The organism is Candidatus Limnocylindrales bacterium, assembly GCA_035626395.1.
In the GTDB taxonomy this organism is placed as follows: domain Bacteria; phylum Desulfobacterota; class Binatia; order UBA1149; family CAITLU01; genus DASPNH01.
On sequence record DASPNR010000042.1, the window covers coordinates 16,043 to 33,572 of the forward strand.

Genomic DNA, 17,530 nt, shown 5'->3' on the forward strand with positions numbered 1-17,530 from the left:
CCTCTATCCGGCAAGGCCAACGAGCCGCCGGCTCTCCTCGCTCAATTTCCTTGCCAGCTCCGCATCGCGCGCGTGCGGGTTCGGCGAGGGCATCGGCCAGCCGCCGCCGCGGTTCCTCTTGTCGGGATACAGGATGCTGTTCTGGCTGTAGTACTCGCCGCTGTGGCGAGGCACGTCGTCGTCGAGCAGGCAGTGCAGCGTCGTCTGCGCGCCGTCCTCCGCCGACATCATCGTGAGCAGACCGCTGAACGGCTTGAGCAGCACGTTCTGCACCCACGTCGGCGCCGTGTGCTTGATCAGATTCGAGCGGATCCAGCCGGGATGCACCGAAACCGCCGTCACTCCCGTTCCCTCCAGGCGCCGGGACAGATCGAGCGCGTGCAGGACGTTGGCCAGCTTCGACTGGGAATACGCCTCCACGCCGTCATACTTGCGCTTCTGATAGTTGAGATCGTCGAGGAAGATCTCGCCGCCCTTGCCGCTCCGGGGAACGTGCGCGACGCTGGATACGCATACGATGCGCGAGGGGGCGCTGCCCTTGAGCACGTCGAGCAGCAGCTCGGTCAGCAGGAAGTGCCCGAGGTGGTTGGTGCCGAACTGGGTCTCGAAGCCGTCGGCGGTGCGGCCTTCGGGGCAGTTCATGACGCCGGCGTTGTTGACCAGACCATCGAGCCGCGAATGCCTGGCCACAAACGCCTTCGCGAACGCGCGCACCGAGGCCAGGCTTCCAAGGTCGAGCTCCATCACTTCCACCGAGCCCGCCGCGCCGGCCAGCGGCCTGACGGCTTCCTCGCCGGCAGCCACGCGCCGGCAGGCGGCCACGACGTGCGCGCCCTGGCGCACGAGCTGGCTGGTCGTCGCGAGCCCTGCGCCGGAGTTGGCGCCGGTGACGATGTAGGTACGTCCTTTCAGGTTCTTCGCGAACAGCTTCGGGTCGCATCGCAGTGTCGGGTACATGGCGGCCTCCACGTCATCGGCTGTGAGGCGAAGAGCGTATTCGACGGACGCGGCGTTGGAAAGGCGCGGCCGCAGCCTGCGATCCGAGATGGCGGCGGGCGCCGACGTCATCATCGCCTGCAGCAACGCGATCGTACTCAGGGCGCGGCTTCGCGCGCCCGCCCCCGCCGCTCCCCCAGGACCATCGCCGCGACGAACGCCGCCATCAGCACCGTTCCCAGCGCCGCGCCGAAGGGCCAGTTGCGCGCGCCGCCCTTGAACTGGTTCTCGATCACGTTGCCGATCATGTCCGCGCTGCCGCCGCCAAGAATGTCGTTGACCGCGTAGAGCCCGAGTGCGGGAACGAATACGAGCAGGACGCCGGCGCCGATGCCTGGACCGGTCAGCGGCAGGATCACGCGCGCGAAAGTGCGCAGCGGCCGCGCGCCGAGGTCGAACGCGGCATCGACCAGAGCGCGGTCGAGCCTTTCCACCGACGTGTAGATCGGCAGGATCATGAACGGCAGGAATGTGTAGACGAGGCCGACGAGTACGGCGCCCGGCGTGTAGAGCAGCTCCAGCGGTGCCTCGATGACCCCGAGCTGCACGAGAGCGGCATTGAGCACGCCTTCGCTCTTGAGGATCGTCACCCACGCATGGGTCCGGATGAGGAAACTCGTCCAGAACGGGATCATCACCAGCATGAGCAGAAGACGTTGGCGCTGCGGCGCAGCCTGCCCGATGAAGAATGCGGTGGGGTAGGCGAGGATCAGGCAGGCGAGCGTGGTCAGCCCGGCGTAGAGCACCGAGCGTGCGAGGATGCGCAGATACAGCGGACTGAAGACCGCGGCGTAGTTGTCGAGCGTGAAGCGGAAGACGACGCCGCCGAGGCTCCCGCGCTCGCAGAAGCCGTAGACGAGCATGATGAGCGCCGGCGCAACGACGAACGCGGCGATCCACAGAAGAAGCGGGGAGACCAGCAGCCAGGCCCGCGGCCCAGGCGTGTGCTGGCGCGGGGCAGCGACGCCGGCGAAGGTCGTCAGCTCCTGCCGCACCTCAAGCCTCGCTGCCGCACATCGCCGGCATCTTCAGATGCCGGCCTTGATGTCCGTGACGAGCTCATCGATCTGCGCGGCCATCTCGCCTATGTCGCGGAACGTCTCGAGCTTGGGATCACCGGGCGGGTAGCTCGCCGGATTGGCCCGCTGCTCCTCCGACAGAAGCTCGCGCGCCTTCAGGTTCGGGTTGGTGTACGGGAATTCGTCGGAGATGAGCTTGCCGACCTCGGGCCGCAGCGCGTAGTTCATGAACGCCATCGCGCCCTCCGGGTTGGCCGCGTCCTTCGGGATCGCCAGGCTGTCGAGAAACTGATGCGCGCCTTCGGAGGGAAGCACGTAGCGGAACTTCGGGTCCTCCTGGTACAGCAGCGCCGCCTCGCCAGACCAGACGATTCCGAGATCGACGTCGCCGTTGAGCAGCGCGGTCTTGGGACTGTCGCCGTCGTAGACCTTCACCAGCGGCAGCCACTTCTCGAGCACCGGCCGCACCGCCGCCAGTGTCTGCGGCGTTACGTCGTTGGCTCCCTTGCCGAGCGATGCCAGCGCCCAGCTGACGATCTCACGCGTGTCGTCGACGATGACGATGCGGCCGCGATGCTTCTCCTGGAAGAGATCGCCGTAGCCGCGGATCGGCTCGCGCACCTTCTCGGTGTTGACGACGATGCCGACCGAGCCGGCCATCCACGGCACCGAGAGCTTCTGCTCCGGGTCGTGCGGCAGGTTCCTGTATTGCGCGCCGATGTTGGCGATGTTCGGCACCTTGCTCCAGTCGACCGGCAGCAGCGCGCGCTCCTTCGCCAGCGCTTCGACCACGTACTCGGACGGCTGGATGAGGTCGTACTTCTGGGCGCCCGAGACGAGCTTGGCCAGCATCTCCTCGTTGGAGGAGTAGGTCTCGTAGTTGACCCGGATCCCCGTCTCCCGCGTGAACCCGTCGATCACCGCCTGCGGCACGTATTCCGACCACGCGAACAGATTGATCTCGCCCGTCGGCGTTCCGCCGCCAGTGCATGCCGTCATGGAGATGCACGCGGCGAGAGATGCGATGACGGCTTTTCCTCTGCTCATGGCTGCTCCTGGGCTCGAACGGCTCGGTCGCGGTCTCGGCGACGAAGAAGCTCGGTGGCGACAGCGAACCCGGCGGTGACGACGATGAAGACGGTGGAGATCGCGTTCAGGCTCGGATCGAGGCCCTTCCGGACGCGGCCGAAGATCTCCAGAGGCAGCGTGCGCGTTCCGGCACTGGCGGTGAAGTAGGTGACGATCAGCTCATCGAGCGACAGCGAGAACGACATCAGCACCCCCGCGGCCAGCGCCGGCGTCAGATAGGGCAGCAGGATGCGGCGAAATGCGATCGATGGCGTGGCGCCCAGATCCAGCGCCGCTTCCTCGAGCGCGGGATCGAGACCGGCAAGACGCGCCTGCACGGCCACCAGCACGAACGGAAAACAGAAGGTGACGTGCGAGATGACGATCGTGGCGAAGCCCAGCTCGAGCCGCAGCGCCACGAACAGGATCAGCAGGCTGACGCCCATGATCACTTCCGGCACCAGCATCGGGACGTAGATGAGCGTCTGCCACAGCCGCCGGGCCGGAAAGCGGTAGCGGTAGAGCATCCACGCGCCGGCCGTGCCGAGCGCGACCGACAGCAGAGTCGAGAAGCCGGCGACGATCAGGCTGTTGACGAGCGCGCGCGCGAGCGCCGTGTCGTGCAGCAGCCCCTCGTACCAGCGCAGCGTGAAGCCCTCCCACAGGATGTTGAGCCGCGACGTGTTGAAGGAGAAAACGATGAGGATGGCGATGGGCGCGTACAGGAAGACCATCGTCGCCATGGTCCATGCGCCAAGAGCCGTCTTCACTGCTTTCATGGCCGCGCCGGCACCTTGCCACCGGCGAGGCCTTCTGCCAAAAGCGCCAAGACCTCAGCGGCCATGAACGAACAGCCGCCGCCACATCGCGAGCGACATGCGGCCATGCCCGCGAGCCCACATCACGCGCCCGCCATCTCGCTCCGCGACGTCACCAAACGCTTCGGCTCCACCACCGTCGTCCGCGACGTGACGTTCGACGTCGAGCGCGGCGAGCTCTTCTCGCTGCTGGGGCCGTCAGGCTGCGGCAAGACGACGCTGCTGCGTCTGATCGCCGGGTTCGACGACGTCAGCAGCGGCAGCGTCATGCTGGGCGGTCGCGACGTCTCCGCCGACCCGCCGTACCGCCGCGACGTCAACACGGTCTTCCAGCAGTACGCGCTCTTCCCGCACCTCGACGTGTTCGAGAACGTGGCGTTCGGCCCGCGTGCCAGAGGCATGGCCGATGCCGAAGTACGGACGCGCGTCGAGGAGATCCTTGCCGTCGTGCGAATGGCGGAGCTGGCGCGTCGGCGCCCGCATCAACTCTCGGGCGGACAGCGGCAGCGCGCGGCGCTGGCGCGCGCGCTCGTCAACCGGCCGAGCGCCCTGCTGCTGGATGAGCCGCTCGGCGCGCTCGATCTGCAGCTGCGGCAGGCCATGCAGCTCGAACTGCGGCGCATCCAGCGCGAAACCGGCATTGCCTTCCTCTTCGTCACCCACGACCAGGAGGAGGCGATGGCACTGTCGGACCGGATGGCCGTGATGAACCAAGGTTGCATCGAACAGACCGGTACGCCGCAGGAGGTGTACGATGCGCCGGCGACGGCCTTCGCCGCGCGGTTTCTCGGGGCAGCGAATCTGCTGCCGGTGCGGGTGGTCTCCGGGGACGGTACGACGGCAATCGTGGAGCTGGAGGATGCTCTCACGATCCCGGTCAACGCGGCCGCCGAAGCGGTCGCCACGGAGGAAAGGGCGCAAGCCCGTGCGCAAGTCACCGCGTTGCTGATGGTGCGGCCGGAGCGCGTCGGCATCGCCATGACGCGTGAAGCCGTTCCCGCACGGCATTGCGCCGCGGCAGTGACGGTCACGGATACGATGTTTCAAGGCGCAGTGCTGCGCTGCGTGACTCGCGACCGTCGCGGTCGGGAGATCGTCGCCGTCCTCGGTGCGGGCGGCGATGCAAGCAAGCTGCGGCGGGGCCTGGCCGCATTCGCGCACTGGCACATCGCCGCGGCTCGACTTCTCGCGTCGTAGCGACCGGCGCCTCCGGCCGCGCGGCTCAGGAACCTGCGCGCTCGGCTCGATTCCATTTGCATATACGACGACGGCTGCCGCCGCGGCTCACCAATTCGCCGCGACCGTTCGCGCGTCAGGGGAACTCCGGCAACGGCGTATTGCGAAACGGGGAGCGCGTCCCCGGCGGCACCAGCGGATCGTTTCCCCACTCCGGGTAGCCGTCGGTCAGAGTTTCCAGGAACGCCACCAGCGCGTCTTCTTCCGCCGGCGTCAGGCCGAGCGATCCGAGCTCGGTGACGTTGACGTTCTGCGAGATCTCGGGCGGCGGCCAGCCGGTCTTGCCGAAACCGGGACGGTTGTTGTCGGCGACCGTGCCGAGCGTGTCGCGCGTGTTGTAGAAGTGGACGATCTGCTCGAGCGTGGCGAAGACGCCGTTGTGTCCGTAGGGCGGCGTGATCGCGATGTTGCGCAGGCTCATCACCTTGTGCTTGCCGCGCTCGAGCCCCTCCGGATCCACCTCCGCGATGTCGGCGCGGCCGCCGAGGCCCGCGTCGGGAGCGGGATCGCCTGGAATGTTCACGTTGCGCGGAAGCCCGAGGTTGTCGTAGCGGAAGTCGGTGAAAAGCGGCGGGAACAGGCTGCCGTCGCTGGCGGTGCCGGGAGTGCTCGGATGGCAGGCCGAGCAGTTGCCCTTGCTGCCAAGCTCGAACACCTCCAGGCCTTCGGCCTCCTGCGCCGTCAGCTCGGTCATGCCCGCAAGGTAGAAGTCGAACTTGGATGTGAAGCGCGCGAAGCGGCGGCTCTTCTCGAATGCGGCGATCGCACGTGTCATTCGATCGTAAGCGTCGTCGACGCCGCCCGGCGCGGTCGCTTCCGCCGGCGCAAGCTCCTGCTGCGGGATCGTCGAGAGGTCGATCCCGTAGACGGCCTCGAAGCGCTCCACATAGCCGTTGTTCTGCGCCAGCCGCGTGACGACGGCCCACTTGCTCGGCATCGCCATCTCGGCCGGATTCAGGAACGGCGCCGCTGCCTGCTCGGCAAGGGTGCTGGCGCGCCCGTTCCAGAACTGGCCGCCGACGTACGTCTGCTGATCCTCGTTCCAGTGGAAGGCGGGGCTGAAGGCGGCGTAGCCGGCGCTCGGGCTGTTGAGCGTGCCAAAGCGTCCCGCCACCGAGCCCCTGGAGACTGCGCTGCCGGTTCGCACGTTGGCGCCATCCACGAACCCCGGCGCCGGCAGGCGCATGCCGTCTTCGTTGCGTACCTTGCCGAGCCGGTGACAGCTCGCGCACGCCTGGTTGCGCCCGACCGACAGATCACGGTCCTTGTAGAGGAGGCGGCCTAGGCGCTGCTCTTCGTCCAGGCGAACGCCCGCCGCGGCCGCGGCAGGCAGAAGCAGCAGGAGAACGAGCGTGGCTGACCTGGACCGGTGAGGCATGTGCGCGCTGCCGCGACACTAGCAGGCGGCCGGGCTGAAACCGAGAGGTCTGATGAACGACGCGCTCCGGCCCCACCCGTGATAGTCTGCGGCCATGCGATGGATCGACGCATTGGCGGGTGCTGCAGCCTCGGCGTCTCTTGCTGCACTCCTCGGCTGCACGACCCCGCCCACGAGCGAACAGGCGCGCGAAGAGGCGGCAGCAATGCTCGAGCAGGCCGCAGCCGCCGTCGCCTCCGGCCTGGTCGTCTCCGAGCGCAGCGATCGCGACGAGATCGTGGATTGCGCATGGCTGCCGGGATGGCCGACATCGGAGCGTGCCTGGGAGATGTGGCGGCGGTACGAGCTCGGCGGCGGCGACCGCGGCGCACGCGTGCAGCGTCTTCTCGATTTTGCCGCGTCCCGAAAGGGCCGCGTGATCTATCATCAGGACGACCCTCGCGGCGGACGAGGCGCACGCGTCGATATCGACGGACTCGACGTCTTCGCGACTGCGACGCAGCAGCTCGAGGTCAAGGTGCGCAGCCGTTGCTTCGTGGCGAAGTCTCCCTGACGGACTCGTCAGCGTTGCGATGCCGCTCGCGCTCTTCGCCGGTAACGATCACCAGCCTTGGATCCACCGGCGGATCGCAGCGCGCTGGTGAAAAAAACCGAATGAATGCTTGACTGCCGCCACCTCGGCCGGCATAACCGCCCGCGATGAAGGCGTTCGGCGCGACCGGCATGTGTTGTTGTCAGGCCCGGGGAACCTCCCGCGGTCGAGGTCGCGCTGTATCCAGGCTCTCATAACGAGACACTGGTTCACGCCGCGAGGCTCGAAAGGCCCGGGAGGACGCATCCTCCCGGGCCTTTTTCGTTTCGGGCTTCGCATCATCGATCGGCAGCAAACGACGCGGCCAGGGCCGCCAAGAGAGAGAGAAGGAACATGATCGGCACAACCCAACGCAGTCCCGGCACCGGCGCATCGGCACGCGACGCCGGCCGTCCGGAGCGGCCTGGCGCCGCACCGGCCGCTCGTCTGGAAGCGGCCGCCGCTGCGCGCGGCGTCGCTTTGCGCAATCGCGTAGCCGGCATTTCGCACCGCGCCACCGGCGCAACGTTCATTGGTCGTCGGACGGCCGCCGTCGCCTCCACGCTACCTTCCTATGCGGCGCTTCGCGCCTATGGCCCCATCGTCGTTTCCATGTCGATGGGCTGTCTTTGTTGTCGCTAGACACGCTCCGCGGCCCTCGCGCCGCACAGCCACCCTATTCTTCGAAAACCTGATTTCGCGACGCCGGGCCCTCCCGGCGCCGCATGAACACCGGCCGGCGGCCTGACCCGACGGCCCAGTCAACGTCGCCGGCAGGCGCACGTCCGCAACACGTGCGTCCGCTCGGCGGCGCGAGGAGATGCAACAATGAAGCCTGTACCGTTCACGAGTAAGACGCGCGCCGTTCTCGGCCGTCATTTTGCCCTCACCGCCATCGCCGCCGGCCTCGTGCTGACCGGCGCCTCCTGGTCCTCGCTGGCGCGCGCCGAAGAGAAGGAGATGCTCAACGTCTCCTACGATCCGACGCGCGAGCTGTGGAAGGAGATCAACTCCGCGTTCATCCCGCAGGCCGAGAAGGACTTCGGCGTCACGCTCGACGTCAAGCAGTCCCACGGCGGCTCCTCCTCGCAGGCGCGCGCCGTCAACGACGGCCTCGGCGCCGACGTGGTCACGCTGGCGATGTGGCCGGACACCGATGCGATCCGCAGGACCGGCCTCATCGACGCCGGCTGGGAGAACGAGTTCCCGCATCGCTCGCTGCCGTACGTGTCGACGATCGTGTTCGTGGTGCGCAAGGGCAACCCCAAGGGCATCAAGGACTGGAACGACATCGTTCAGCCCGGCGTGGAGATCATCACGCCCAACCCCAAGACCTCCGGCAACGGAAAGCTGAGCTTCCTGGCCGCCTGGGGCGCGGTGATCAAGCGCGGCGGAAGCGAGGACGACGCCAAGACGTTCGTGACCAGGCTCTACAAGCAGGCGCCGGTGCTCGACACCGGTGCGCGCGGCGCGACGACGACGTTCGCGCAGAAGGGCATCGGCGACGTGCAGCTGGCGTGGGAGAACGAGGCGTACCTGGCCACGGAAGAGTCCGGAGGCGAGCTCGAGATCGTCTATCCGTCGATCAGCATACTCGCGGAGCCGCACGTGGCGGTGGTGGATCGCAACGCCGACCGCCACGGCACGCGCAAGATTGCCGAGGCCTACCTGGGCTTTCTCTACACGCCGCGTGGCCAGGAGATCATCGCCAGGCACCACTACCGTCCGACCACGGAAGGTGCGGCGGCGCTGGCGGCGAAGTTTCCGCCGGTCTCGCTCTTTCCGGTGACCGACATCGTCGAGAGCTTCGATGCGGCCAACGACAAGTTCTTCAACGAAGGCAAGATCTTCGACCAGATCTACACGAGCGGCCGCTGAAGGTTTCGAACCACTCGGATCGTTGGAGGAGCACCATGATCGCAACCAATCATCGCATCCTGCCTGGCTTCCGGCTCAGCGTCGGCTACACGATGACGTACCTGAGCCTGCTGGTCCTGATTCCGCTCGCGGCGTGTCTGCTCAAGGCCGGCTCGCTGCCCTGGGAGGAGTTCCTCGGCGCAGTCTGGACGCCTCGCGCACGCGCGGCGTACGGACTTACCGTCGGCGCATCGCTCGTCGCCGCGATCGCCAACATCCCGCTTGGCGTGCTGGTGGCCTGGGTGCTGGTTCGCTACCGCTTCCCCGGCAAGCGCTTCGTCGATGCCCTCGTCGATCTGCCGTTCGCGCTGCCCACTGCCGTAGCCGGCCTCGTCTACTCGAGCCTGTACGTGCAGAAGGGCTGGCTCGGTCAATACCTGGTTCCGATGGGCATTCACGGCTCGTACTCGCGCCTTGCCGTCGTGCTGGTCCTTCTCTTCATCGGTCTGCCGTTCGTCGTGCGAACGGTGCAGCCGATCCTCGAGGACTTCGACGCCGAGATGGAGGAGGCCGCGGCCTGTCTCGGAGCTTCGCGGCCACAGACGTTCGCGCGCGTGATCGCGCCGACGCTCCTGCCGGCCATCACCACGGGTTTCGCTCTCGCCTTCGCGCGAGGGCTCGGGGAGTACGGCTCGGTCGTCTTCGTCTCGGGCAACATCCCGTTGAAGACGGAGATCGCTCCGATCCTGATCGTCTCGGCTCTGGAGAGCTTCCGCTACGGCGAGGCCGCGGCCATCGCCGTCGTGCTGATGACGATCTCCCTGTCCCTGCTGGTGCTGATCAACCTGATGGAACGATGGAGCAAGCGTCATGGCTACGTTTGAGCGCACAGCGCCGCAAGGCGCGTACGATGGCAACCAAAGAAGAGCGCAGCAGGACTCGGCACTGGTGCGATATCCGTTGATCGCGGCGGCGCTGGTGCTGCTCGCATGGCTGATCGTCATTCCGGTCGTCAACGTCTTCTACGAGGCGCTGAAGAACGGTCCTGCGACATACTGGGACACGCTCGTCGGCGACCCCGACACGCTGGCGGCGATCAAGCTGACGCTGACGGTGGCGCCGGTAGCGGTGCTGCTCAACATTCTGTTCGGCATCGCCGCGGCGTGGGCCATTGCACGCTTCCGCTTTCGCGGACGTGCGCTGCTGACGTCAATGATCGATTTGCCGTTCGCGATCTCTCCGGTGGTGGCCGGCCTGATCTTCGTGCTGCTCTTCGGGCTGCAGGGGTATTTCGGCGAGTGGCTGCGCGAACACGACATCAAGATCCTGTTCGCGACGCCCGGGCTGATCATCGTCACTTCCTTCGTGACGCTGCCGTTCGTGGCACGTGAGCTGATCCCGCTGATGGAAGCGATCGGCGACGAGGAAGAGACGGCCGCCGTCTCTCTCGGTGCCCGCGCCTGGCAGCTCTTCTGGCGGGTGACGCTGCCGAACATCAAGTGGGGCCTGCTGTACGGAACGATCCTGTGCAACGCCCGCGCGATGGGCGAGTTCGGCGCTGTCTATGTCGTTTCGGGCCGCGTCACCGGGCAGACCGACACGCTTCCGCTGCGCGTCGAGAAGCTGTTTCAGGAGTACGACCAGCCGGCCTCCTTCGTGGTCGCTTCGCTGCTGTGCTCGCTGGCGCTGGTGACGCTGGGTGCCAAGACGTTCCTCGAATGGCGCACGCGCCGCGAGCTGGCAGCGCGCCTGGAGGTTCCCGAAGACGATGTCGTCAGCGAGGGGATGGCGCCGGGGTTGGTGCCGGCGCTGGCCGGCGTGGCCGGCGGCGTGATGCCTTCCTTCACTGCGCTGCCGCTTCGCGTCGGCGGCGGACATGCTCCCACGACGGCTCTTCGCACTGTGGCCGGCGGCGGCGGCGGCGGTAGTGCAAGCGGCGGCGGCGGTAGTGCAAGCGGCGGCGGCGGCGGCGCAAGCGGCAGTGGCAGTGCAGGCGGCGGCGGCGCAAGCGGCGGCGGCGCAAGCGGCGGCGAGGAAGCGCACGCGGGCGTTGGCATCTCGGTGCGCGGCGTCACCAAACGCTTCGGCAACTTCACGGCGCTGAGCAACATCAACCTGGACGTCCCCGACGGGACCCTGCTGGCGCTGCTCGGGCCCTCGGGCTCGGGCAAGACGACGCTGCTGCGCATCATTGCGGGCCTGGAGCTGGCCGACGAGGGGACGATCTACTATCGCGACGAGGACGCGACCGACAAGTCGCCGCGTAACCGCAACGTCGGCTTCGTCTTCCAGCACTACGCGCTGTTCCGGCACATGTCCGTGTTCGAGAACGTCGCCTTCGGCCTGCGGGTGCGCAAATGGCCGGAGGACCGGATCCGGAAGCGCGTGCGCGAGCTGCTCGACCTGGTGCAGCTGGCCAGCCTCGAGAAGCAGTCGCCGGCGCAGCTGTCGGGCGGGCAGCGTCAGCGCATAGCGCTTGCGCGTGCACTCGCGCCCGATCCCAAGCTGCTGCTGCTGGACGAGCCGTTCGGCGCCTTGGATGCGCGCGTGCGGACGGAGCTTCGCACGTGGCTGCGCAAGCTCCATCACGAGATCGGGCTAACGAGCGTCCTGGTTACGCACGACCAGGAAGAGGCGTTCGAGGTGGCCGACCGCGTGGTCGTGATGAACCACGGACGGATCGAGCAGGCCGGGACGGCGGGCGAGATCTTCGAGCACCCGGCGAACTCGTTCGTCCTGGACTTCCTCGGCAACGTCAACGTCTTCCACGGCCGCGTCGAAGCGGGACGTGCACACGTGGGAGGTCTCGAGCTGTCCTATCCCGACTATCCGCACGAGGTGTCGCGACCGGCCAAGGCGTACGTGCGGCCGCACGAGCTCGAAATCGACCGCATCCCGCGCGGAGGCTCGTGTCTGCGCGGTACCCTGACGCGCGTCGGACGCAGCGGCGCCGTCATCAAGGCCGAAGTGCTGTCGGAGGAGTTCGGGATCCCGCTGGCCGTTGAGGTCGCGCAGGACCGGTGGAACGAGCTGGCGCTCGAGCAGGGCACCACCGTCTACGTCTTCCCCAAACGTCTTCGGGTGTTCGTCCACGACTACCAGATCTGAGGATCAACCGTCAGTGCCGAACGCAGCGGCGTTCGGGCACCTGACCGAGAAGAAAGGATAATGCCATGTTCCCGCAGAATCGTTTCATTTCCCGCCGCCGCGGCGCGGCCGCCACCGCTGTCGCCGCAAGCGTGCTGATAGCAGGCATGCTTGCGCCGCCGGCCGCGTCCGCCGGCTCTGCCACGGCCAGCGAGGCCGACGAAGTTCGCGAGCTTCGCGAGCGCGTCGAGCAGCTCGAGAAGTTGCTCCAACAGGTCCAGAAGGACACGCGCACGCTCGAAGTCGCCGAAGAGGTTCGCACCAAGGCCAAGCCCAATGCGGGCTACAAGGACGGCTTCTTCCTCAACTCGGACGACGGCAGGTACAAGCTCAAAGTCGGCGGCTACGGCCATCTCGACAGCCGCTGGGCGCTCGATCACCACAGCCGCGACATCACCGACGGCTTCAGCATCCGCCGTGCGCGGCTCGACATCCGGGGAACGCTGGCCGAGCGCTTCGAGTTCCGGCTGATGCCGGACTTCGCCGGCAGCACGCTGGTGCTGCAGGACGCGTACGTGGACGGGAAGCTCGCGCTTCCGGTGATCCTGCGCGTGGGCAAGATGAAGACGCCGTTCGGCATCGAGCGTCTGCAATCGGCCACCGCTCTGCAGTTCATGGAGCGCGCGCTGACCGACAATCTGGTGCCCAATCGCGATCTCGGCGTCCAGTTCCATGGCGACGTTGCTCAGGGCGTGTTGAGCTACCAGGCCGGCGTCTTCAACGGCGTCGTCGACGGCGGCAGCACCGACGTCAACGTCAACGATGCCGTCGACTTCGTCGGGCGCGTGTTCTCCCAGCCCTTTCGCAACACCGCGTGGACGTTCGGGCAGGGCGTGGGCCTGGGCATTGCGGGAAGCTGGGGCGAGCATCAGGGCAGCGCCACCAATCCGCAGCTGCCGCAGTTCCGTACTTCCAGCCGCTCGGCGTTCTTCCGCTATCGCAGCGACGACACCGCCACGGCCGGCGTGGACGAGACGACGTTCGCCGACGGGGCGCACTGGCGCCTCTCGCCGCAGGCCTGCTACTACTACGGGGCGTTCAGCGCGCTCGGCGAGTACGTCTTGTCGTCGCAGAAGCTGAAGAACGCGTCGGCTGCCGCAACGACGCAGAACGAAGCCTGGCAGGCGCGCGTCGGCTACGTGCTGACGGGCGAGGACGCTTCCTACAAGGGCGTAGTGCCGGAGAATCCGTTCAACTTCGGCAACGGCGGCTGGGGCGCATGGGAGCTCGCGGTCCGCGCGGCGGCGCTCGACGTCGACGACGACACGTTCCGTCGCGGCTTTGCGAGCCACAGCCAGGCGGCGACGGAGGCGCAGTCGTACACGCTGGCGCTCAACTGGTACGTCAACAGGAACATCGCCGTCTACTTCAACTACGAACATTCCGAGTTCAAGGCGGGCCGCAGCGCCACCGCACCGCGTGTGGCGCCCCAAAACCGCAACGACGAAGACGTGTTCCTGACCAGGGTGCAGTTCGTGTTCTGATCTCGCGGGTCTCTTTCGCGCGGCAACGGCGGCCCGTGCCGTGACGGCGTGATGTCACGCCGCGTGTACGGGCACGTCGTTGGCCGTGCGGCCTGGCCTCGTGAGAGCTCCTCTCAGCAGCGTGAGGCGACGGGAGCAGGTGCCCCGAAGCGGCGTGCCTTCGTCCGCACCGTCTTGACAGGCGGCGACACGCGGCATCATACCGGCTCCATGGTGTGCAGCTGGCACACCATCGACGTCCGAAGCGGCGTGCATGGCCGCAGGACCCTGATCAGCGAACAAAGCGGGGGGCGCTGCGTACGCGACGCCTGTGATGCGGGCCGAAGATGGTCTCATTCAATCTTCTGTCGCCGGCGACAGTACAAACTCAAAAAAGGACGGAACCAATGAAACGGATCGGTACGTTGCTGACGTGCGGTTGCGCAGGCCTTCTTGCGCTCGCGCTCGTGCCATCGACGGCGGGCGCGCAACTCGACCATCTGGTCTGCTACAAGGCTGTCGACAAACTCCAAGTGGCCGTCGCCTTCGACCTTTTCGCGGAGCTGCAGCCGGAGTTTTCGGCGAAGGGATGTCGAATCGTCAAGGTCGACGACTTCTGCGTCCCTGCAACGAAGGTCAACGTGGAGCCGGCCGAAGCGGACGAGCGGGCCGACATCGTGGGCCCGCCGCTGCACGTCGATTACATCGGCTACCTCGTCAAGTGCGAGCAGCAGGGCGCGCCGACGAGCAAGATCGTCGTCGACCAGTTCGGCAATCATCGCCAGCGCCGTTACAGGATCCAGAAGGTCTACATTCCGGCGAAAAAGGGTCCGCCCCCATGCGGAACCGTCGACGGCAAGCAGTGTGGAGGCGTTTGTCCCGAATCCTCCGATCAATGCCGCATCGTCGCCGACGGCACGTGCCGGTGCGCGCCCGCGATCAATGACGTCTGCGGCGGCAAGCCGGACAAGCAGGGATTCTGCGGTGGCCCCTGTCCCGACCCTGACAAGCCCCAGTGCCAGGTGGTCGTCACCGCGGCGGGCGACAAGGCGTGCGAATGCGGCCCACCGCCTCCGCCGATCTGCGGCATCAACACCGCCACCGGAACCTGCGGCGGCGAATGTCCGAACAAGGCGGACAAATGCGTCTTCACCAGCGCCAACGAGTGCCGCTGCGTACCTGCCTCGACGCCATGCGGGCTCATCGCCGGAACGGACACGTGCGGCGGCGACTGCCCTATTGCCGGAGACGTCTGCGCGCGGGATGCCAACGATCAATGCCGCTGCGGCGCGCCCGATCCGATGCCATGTCAGCAGAATCCGTTCACTGGCGCGTGCGGCGGCGAGTGTCCGACCGGTCAGGAATGCCTGCTCGATGCCAACGGCACGTGCAGCTGCGGCCCGACGCCGTGCGGAAGCGACGCCAACGGCCAGTGCGGCGGCGCCTGCCCCGACCCGGACGCTCAGACGTGCAAGGTAGACTCCAGCGGCGCATGCAACTGCGACCCGCCGTCGTGCGGCGTCATGAACGACCAGTGCGGCGGTCTGTGCCCGCCGAATCGGGAGTGCCGGCCGGTGAACATCGCAAACGAGTTCCGTTGCGCATGCCAATGAGACCCTGAGCTTGCGCGGATGCAGTTCCTCTGCGCGTCGTCGGGCCCCGAGCGCATGCAGCGCTCGGGGCCGCCGACGCTCAGCAGCCGGCTGACAGCGGGCACAGGTCGCAGGCGTCGCCCTCTCCGTCGCCGTCGGCGTCCCGCTGCACTCCATCGTCGACCGGCATCACGGGGTTGAAAACCTGCACGCAGTTGTCGCTTCCGTCGGAGATGCCGTCGCCGTCGACGTCGCCGAGGACGGTGGAGCCGTCGTAGACGCTCGAGCCGTTGACGCTGACCGAACGTGAGGGCGTGCAGGTGGGCTCGTCCGGCGGCACGCCGCACGCGAAGGCCGGATAGATGGCTCCGACGGCGGCGCTCAGCTGCGCCAGAGTCATGCCCGTTTCCGACATCATGCACACGCGCTTTTCCTGCCCGCACACGTCCAGCGCATCGCAGCCAGAAGCCAGCGCGTTGACAACGGAGCTGTCGCCATAGAGTGCCGTGCCCGAACGCAGCACGAGCAGGACATCCTTGGGCTCGGCATCGACGACCGCGTCGTAGCCATCGCCTGCATCCGACGAGAAGATGGAGATGTCGGCCTCCCTGCCGATGCGAAGCGACCCCACCACGTCGTTCACACCGGCTGCTGCGGCGGCCGAGATCGTCGCCATTTCCCAGAGATCGCGGCTGGAGAAGTACGAGTCGAGATAAACGTCGTTGTAGTCGGCGGCGCAGCGCAGCTCGCGCAGCATGTTCATCGAACCGCTGGGGGTCCAGTCGGTGCCGAGGGCAACCTGCACGCCCAGGCGCTTCATGACCTGCGGCTGCGCGGTGTTGCCGTACAGGCGGATGTTGGAGCGCGGCGACCAGATCAGCGCCGTGCCCTGCGCGGCCATGAGCGCTGCCGAGTCGGCATCCACGGCAAGCGCGTGGATGAACGCGCTTTGCGGCTCCAGCACGTCCTCGGCCGAGCCCTCGTCGGTGGACAGACAGGAGAACTCGTTGGCGGCGAACGCATCGATGCCCTCGGCGACGTGCGCCGCGTAGGCGTCCTCGGATGCGATCGATGCGTCGTCGACGATGGAGGGATAGCCGTCGCAGCCGCTGGCAACCTGCGGGCCACTGTTGTCGCCGAGCGGAAACGTGTCGTATTCGACGCTGTCCTGCTCGAGGCCGCCTTGGTTGGTCAGCGAGTCGAGATTGCGCAGCAGACCGGCAGCGCCATTGCTGCCGCCGACGATCGACGTGGCGCCGCCGAGCAGATGGCGCAGCTCGCCCCAGCGAATCTGATTGATGCTGGCGCCACCGGGCGTGCTGATCTGCGTGTGTCCGTTCAGACCGAGCCGCCAGTCGTGACGGTGCTCGTAGCGCTCGCCGGTGTCGGCCGCCGGAGAATTGTGCGCGAAGCCGAGATGCTCGTGCGGATTGACGAGAGCGGGCGAGATTGCAGCTCCCGGACAGCTGACGCGCGTTGCACCGGGCGCCTGGTCCGCACAGTCGCAGCCGACGCAGGCGATGAGCCCGGTCGCATCGACGAGCACCTGGCCTCCGCGATAGACCACCAGCGGCGCCAGCACGTCGCCCAGCAGCAGTGTGCTGTCGTCGCCTGCTGTGACCTCGCATGGTCCCGAGGGCGGTTCGGGCAGATCGGCACAGGCGACATCGGAGCCCGCAGCGGGAATGGCCGCGCATGCCGGGTCGGCAACTCCGCCCTTGCAGCTGAGCTTCGCCCCGCTGCCGGTTTCCTTCCACTTGCAGGTCTGGGCGGTGGCGCAGTGGCAGATCTCCTCGCCGCCGTTGGCGATGCAGACGGCCACGGAGACACCGGCGGTGGGCGCGCCTTCCCCCGCTACATCGAGCGACTGCCCGACCTCACCGGTCGCCGACGCGGCAAGCTTGATCAGCGAGCCGGTGCGTACCTGCAGCGAACGGACGCGCGTCGGCCCGTCGGGCGCGTCGCGGTTGAGAAAGCGCGCGGAGGTCGCATCGTTGGAGATCCAGCCGAAGACATTGTTGAACGCGCCCGCGGGCACCTCGAAGCTGGTCGAAGCACCGTCGTAGGCGACGTAGGTCGCGGAGGCGATGGTGGCCGGCTCGGGCGCATCGCCCTTGTCGATTGCCCCGTCCGCCAGCATGAGCTTGAGCTTGCCGGCGCCGCCGCCCTGGTCGGTGATGGAGAGTTTCTTGGGAAGCACGCCAACGAAGACCGGCTCTGCCAGAGCCGTCGCCAGCGACAGTGGAACCGAAAGCGCCACCGCGATCAGCCACGGGAACAGCGAACTCGAACGTGCCATGCTGGCCTCCTGCAACGCTGCCGCGCATTTATCACGGCGATATCGCTTCGCGCCACAAGTGCGGAGCTTTTTTTCGCGAGTCGCCG

General features: G+C 67.3%; 13 protein-coding genes. 7 read left to right on the plus strand and 6 right to left on the minus strand.

Annotation, left to right across the window (positions count from 1 at the left end):
• Positions 1 to 3 precede the first annotated feature (3 nt).
• Genes VEC57_15910 through VEC57_15925 form a run of 4 tightly spaced genes read right to left on the minus strand, consistent with a single transcriptional unit; the run spans position 4 to position 3,817 of the window.
• Positions 4 to 1,071 (minus strand): SDR family oxidoreductase, encoded by a 1,068-nt coding sequence (locus VEC57_15910; GenBank protein ID HYC00620.1) that lies wholly within the window; start codon positions 1,069 to 1,071, stop codon positions 4 to 6.
• Between the two features lie 23 nt (positions 1,072 to 1,094).
• Complete coding sequence (locus VEC57_15915) at positions 1,095 to 1,991, minus strand: ABC transporter permease (GenBank protein ID HYC00621.1); 897 nt, start codon at positions 1,989 to 1,991, stop codon at positions 1,095 to 1,097.
• 33 nt (positions 1,992 to 2,024) lie between these two features.
• Entirely contained in the window at positions 2,025 to 3,062 is a 1,038-nt protein-coding gene (locus tag VEC57_15920) for a spermidine/putrescine ABC transporter substrate-binding protein (GenBank protein HYC00622.1), read from the minus strand.
• The gene (locus tag VEC57_15925) at positions 3,059 to 3,817 is read right to left on the minus strand and encodes an ABC transporter permease (protein HYC00623.1); all 759 of its coding nucleotides are present in this window, start codon (positions 3,815 to 3,817) and stop codon (positions 3,059 to 3,061) included. Before VEC57_15925 ends, VEC57_15920 begins: the two co-directional genes overlap by 4 nt.
• On the opposite strand from VEC57_15925, the gene VEC57_15930 reads away from it, so the two are divergent.
• Positions 3,704 to 5,098: an ABC transporter ATP-binding protein gene (locus VEC57_15930; protein ID HYC00624.1), complete on the plus strand. Its 1,395-nt coding sequence runs from the start codon at positions 3,704 to 3,706 to the stop codon at positions 5,096 to 5,098. The genes VEC57_15925 and VEC57_15930 overlap by 114 nt on opposite strands.
• Before the next feature lie 115 nt (positions 5,099 to 5,213).
• Here VEC57_15930 and VEC57_15935 read toward each other — a convergent pair whose 3' ends face one another.
• On the minus strand, positions 5,214 to 6,515 hold the full coding sequence (locus tag VEC57_15935) for a cytochrome c peroxidase (GenBank protein HYC00625.1): 1,302 nt from the start codon (positions 6,513 to 6,515) through the stop codon (positions 5,214 to 5,216).
• 94 nt (positions 6,516 to 6,609) lie between these two features.
• Between VEC57_15935 and VEC57_15940 the strand changes: the two genes are divergently transcribed.
• The 6 genes from VEC57_15940 (at position 6,610) to VEC57_15965 (ending at position 15,166) form a co-directional block, all read left to right on the plus strand.
• Positions 6,610 to 7,068, plus strand: a complete 459-nt coding sequence (locus VEC57_15940; GenBank protein HYC00626.1) for a hypothetical protein — start codon at positions 6,610 to 6,612, stop codon at positions 7,066 to 7,068.
• Positions 7,069 to 7,914: 846 nt separating this feature from the next.
• Positions 7,915 to 8,964, plus strand: coding sequence for a sulfate ABC transporter substrate-binding protein (locus tag VEC57_15945; GenBank protein HYC00627.1), 1,050 nt, complete (start codon positions 7,915 to 7,917; stop codon positions 8,962 to 8,964).
• A gap of 35 nt (positions 8,965 to 8,999) precedes the next feature.
• Positions 9,000 to 9,827 carry a sulfate ABC transporter permease subunit CysT gene (gene cysT, locus VEC57_15950; GenBank protein HYC00628.1) on the plus strand — a complete coding sequence of 276 codons (828 nt, stop codon included), beginning with the start codon at positions 9,000 to 9,002 and terminating at the stop codon, positions 9,825 to 9,827.
• Positions 9,814 to 12,051 (plus strand): sulfate ABC transporter permease subunit CysW, encoded by a 2,238-nt coding sequence (gene cysW, locus VEC57_15955; GenBank protein HYC00629.1) that lies wholly within the window; start codon positions 9,814 to 9,816, stop codon positions 12,049 to 12,051. The genes cysT and cysW overlap by 14 nt, the downstream gene beginning before the upstream one ends.
• Positions 12,052 to 12,116: 65 nt before the next feature.
• Positions 12,117 to 13,574 (plus strand): porin, encoded by a 1,458-nt coding sequence (locus tag VEC57_15960; protein ID HYC00630.1) that lies wholly within the window; start codon positions 12,117 to 12,119, stop codon positions 13,572 to 13,574.
• Between the two features lie 386 nt (positions 13,575 to 13,960).
• Complete coding sequence (locus tag VEC57_15965) at positions 13,961 to 15,166, plus strand: hypothetical protein (protein ID HYC00631.1); 1,206 nt, start codon at positions 13,961 to 13,963, stop codon at positions 15,164 to 15,166.
• A gap of 79 nt (positions 15,167 to 15,245) precedes the next feature.
• On the opposite strand, the gene VEC57_15970 is transcribed toward VEC57_15965, so the two are convergent.
• Positions 15,246 to 17,444, minus strand: coding sequence for an amidohydrolase family protein (locus VEC57_15970; GenBank protein ID HYC00632.1), 2,199 nt, complete (start codon positions 17,442 to 17,444; stop codon positions 15,246 to 15,248).
• Positions 17,445 to 17,530 lie beyond the last annotated feature (86 nt).

Coding starts and splice junctions, on each gene's coding strand:
- cysW (HYC00629.1), top strand. CDS start 9,814: ATGGCTACGTTTGAGCGCACAGCGCCGCAAGGCGCGTACGATGGCAAC.
- VEC57_15965 (HYC00631.1), top strand. CDS start 13,961: ATGAAACGGATCGGTACGTTGCTGACGTGCGGTTGCGCAGGCCTTCTT.
- cysT (HYC00628.1), top strand. CDS start 9,000: ATGATCGCAACCAATCATCGCATCCTGCCTGGCTTCCGGCTCAGCGTC.
- VEC57_15970 (HYC00632.1), bottom strand. CDS start 17,444: ATGGCACGTTCGAGTTCGCTGTTCCCGTGGCTGATCGCGGTGGCGCTT.
- VEC57_15940 (HYC00626.1), top strand. CDS start 6,610: ATGCGATGGATCGACGCATTGGCGGGTGCTGCAGCCTCGGCGTCTCTT.
- VEC57_15935 (HYC00625.1), bottom strand. CDS start 6,515: ATGCCTCACCGGTCCAGGTCAGCCACGCTCGTTCTCCTGCTGCTTCTG.
- VEC57_15910 (HYC00620.1), bottom strand. CDS start 1,071: ATGATGACGTCGGCGCCCGCCGCCATCTCGGATCGCAGGCTGCGGCCG.
- VEC57_15920 (HYC00622.1), bottom strand. CDS start 3,062: ATGAGCAGAGGAAAAGCCGTCATCGCATCTCTCGCCGCGTGCATCTCC.
- VEC57_15925 (HYC00623.1), bottom strand. CDS start 3,817: ATGGTCTTCCTGTACGCGCCCATCGCCATCCTCATCGTTTTCTCCTTC.
- VEC57_15945 (HYC00627.1), top strand. CDS start 7,915: ATGAAGCCTGTACCGTTCACGAGTAAGACGCGCGCCGTTCTCGGCCGT.
- VEC57_15960 (HYC00630.1), top strand. CDS start 12,117: ATGTTCCCGCAGAATCGTTTCATTTCCCGCCGCCGCGGCGCGGCCGCC.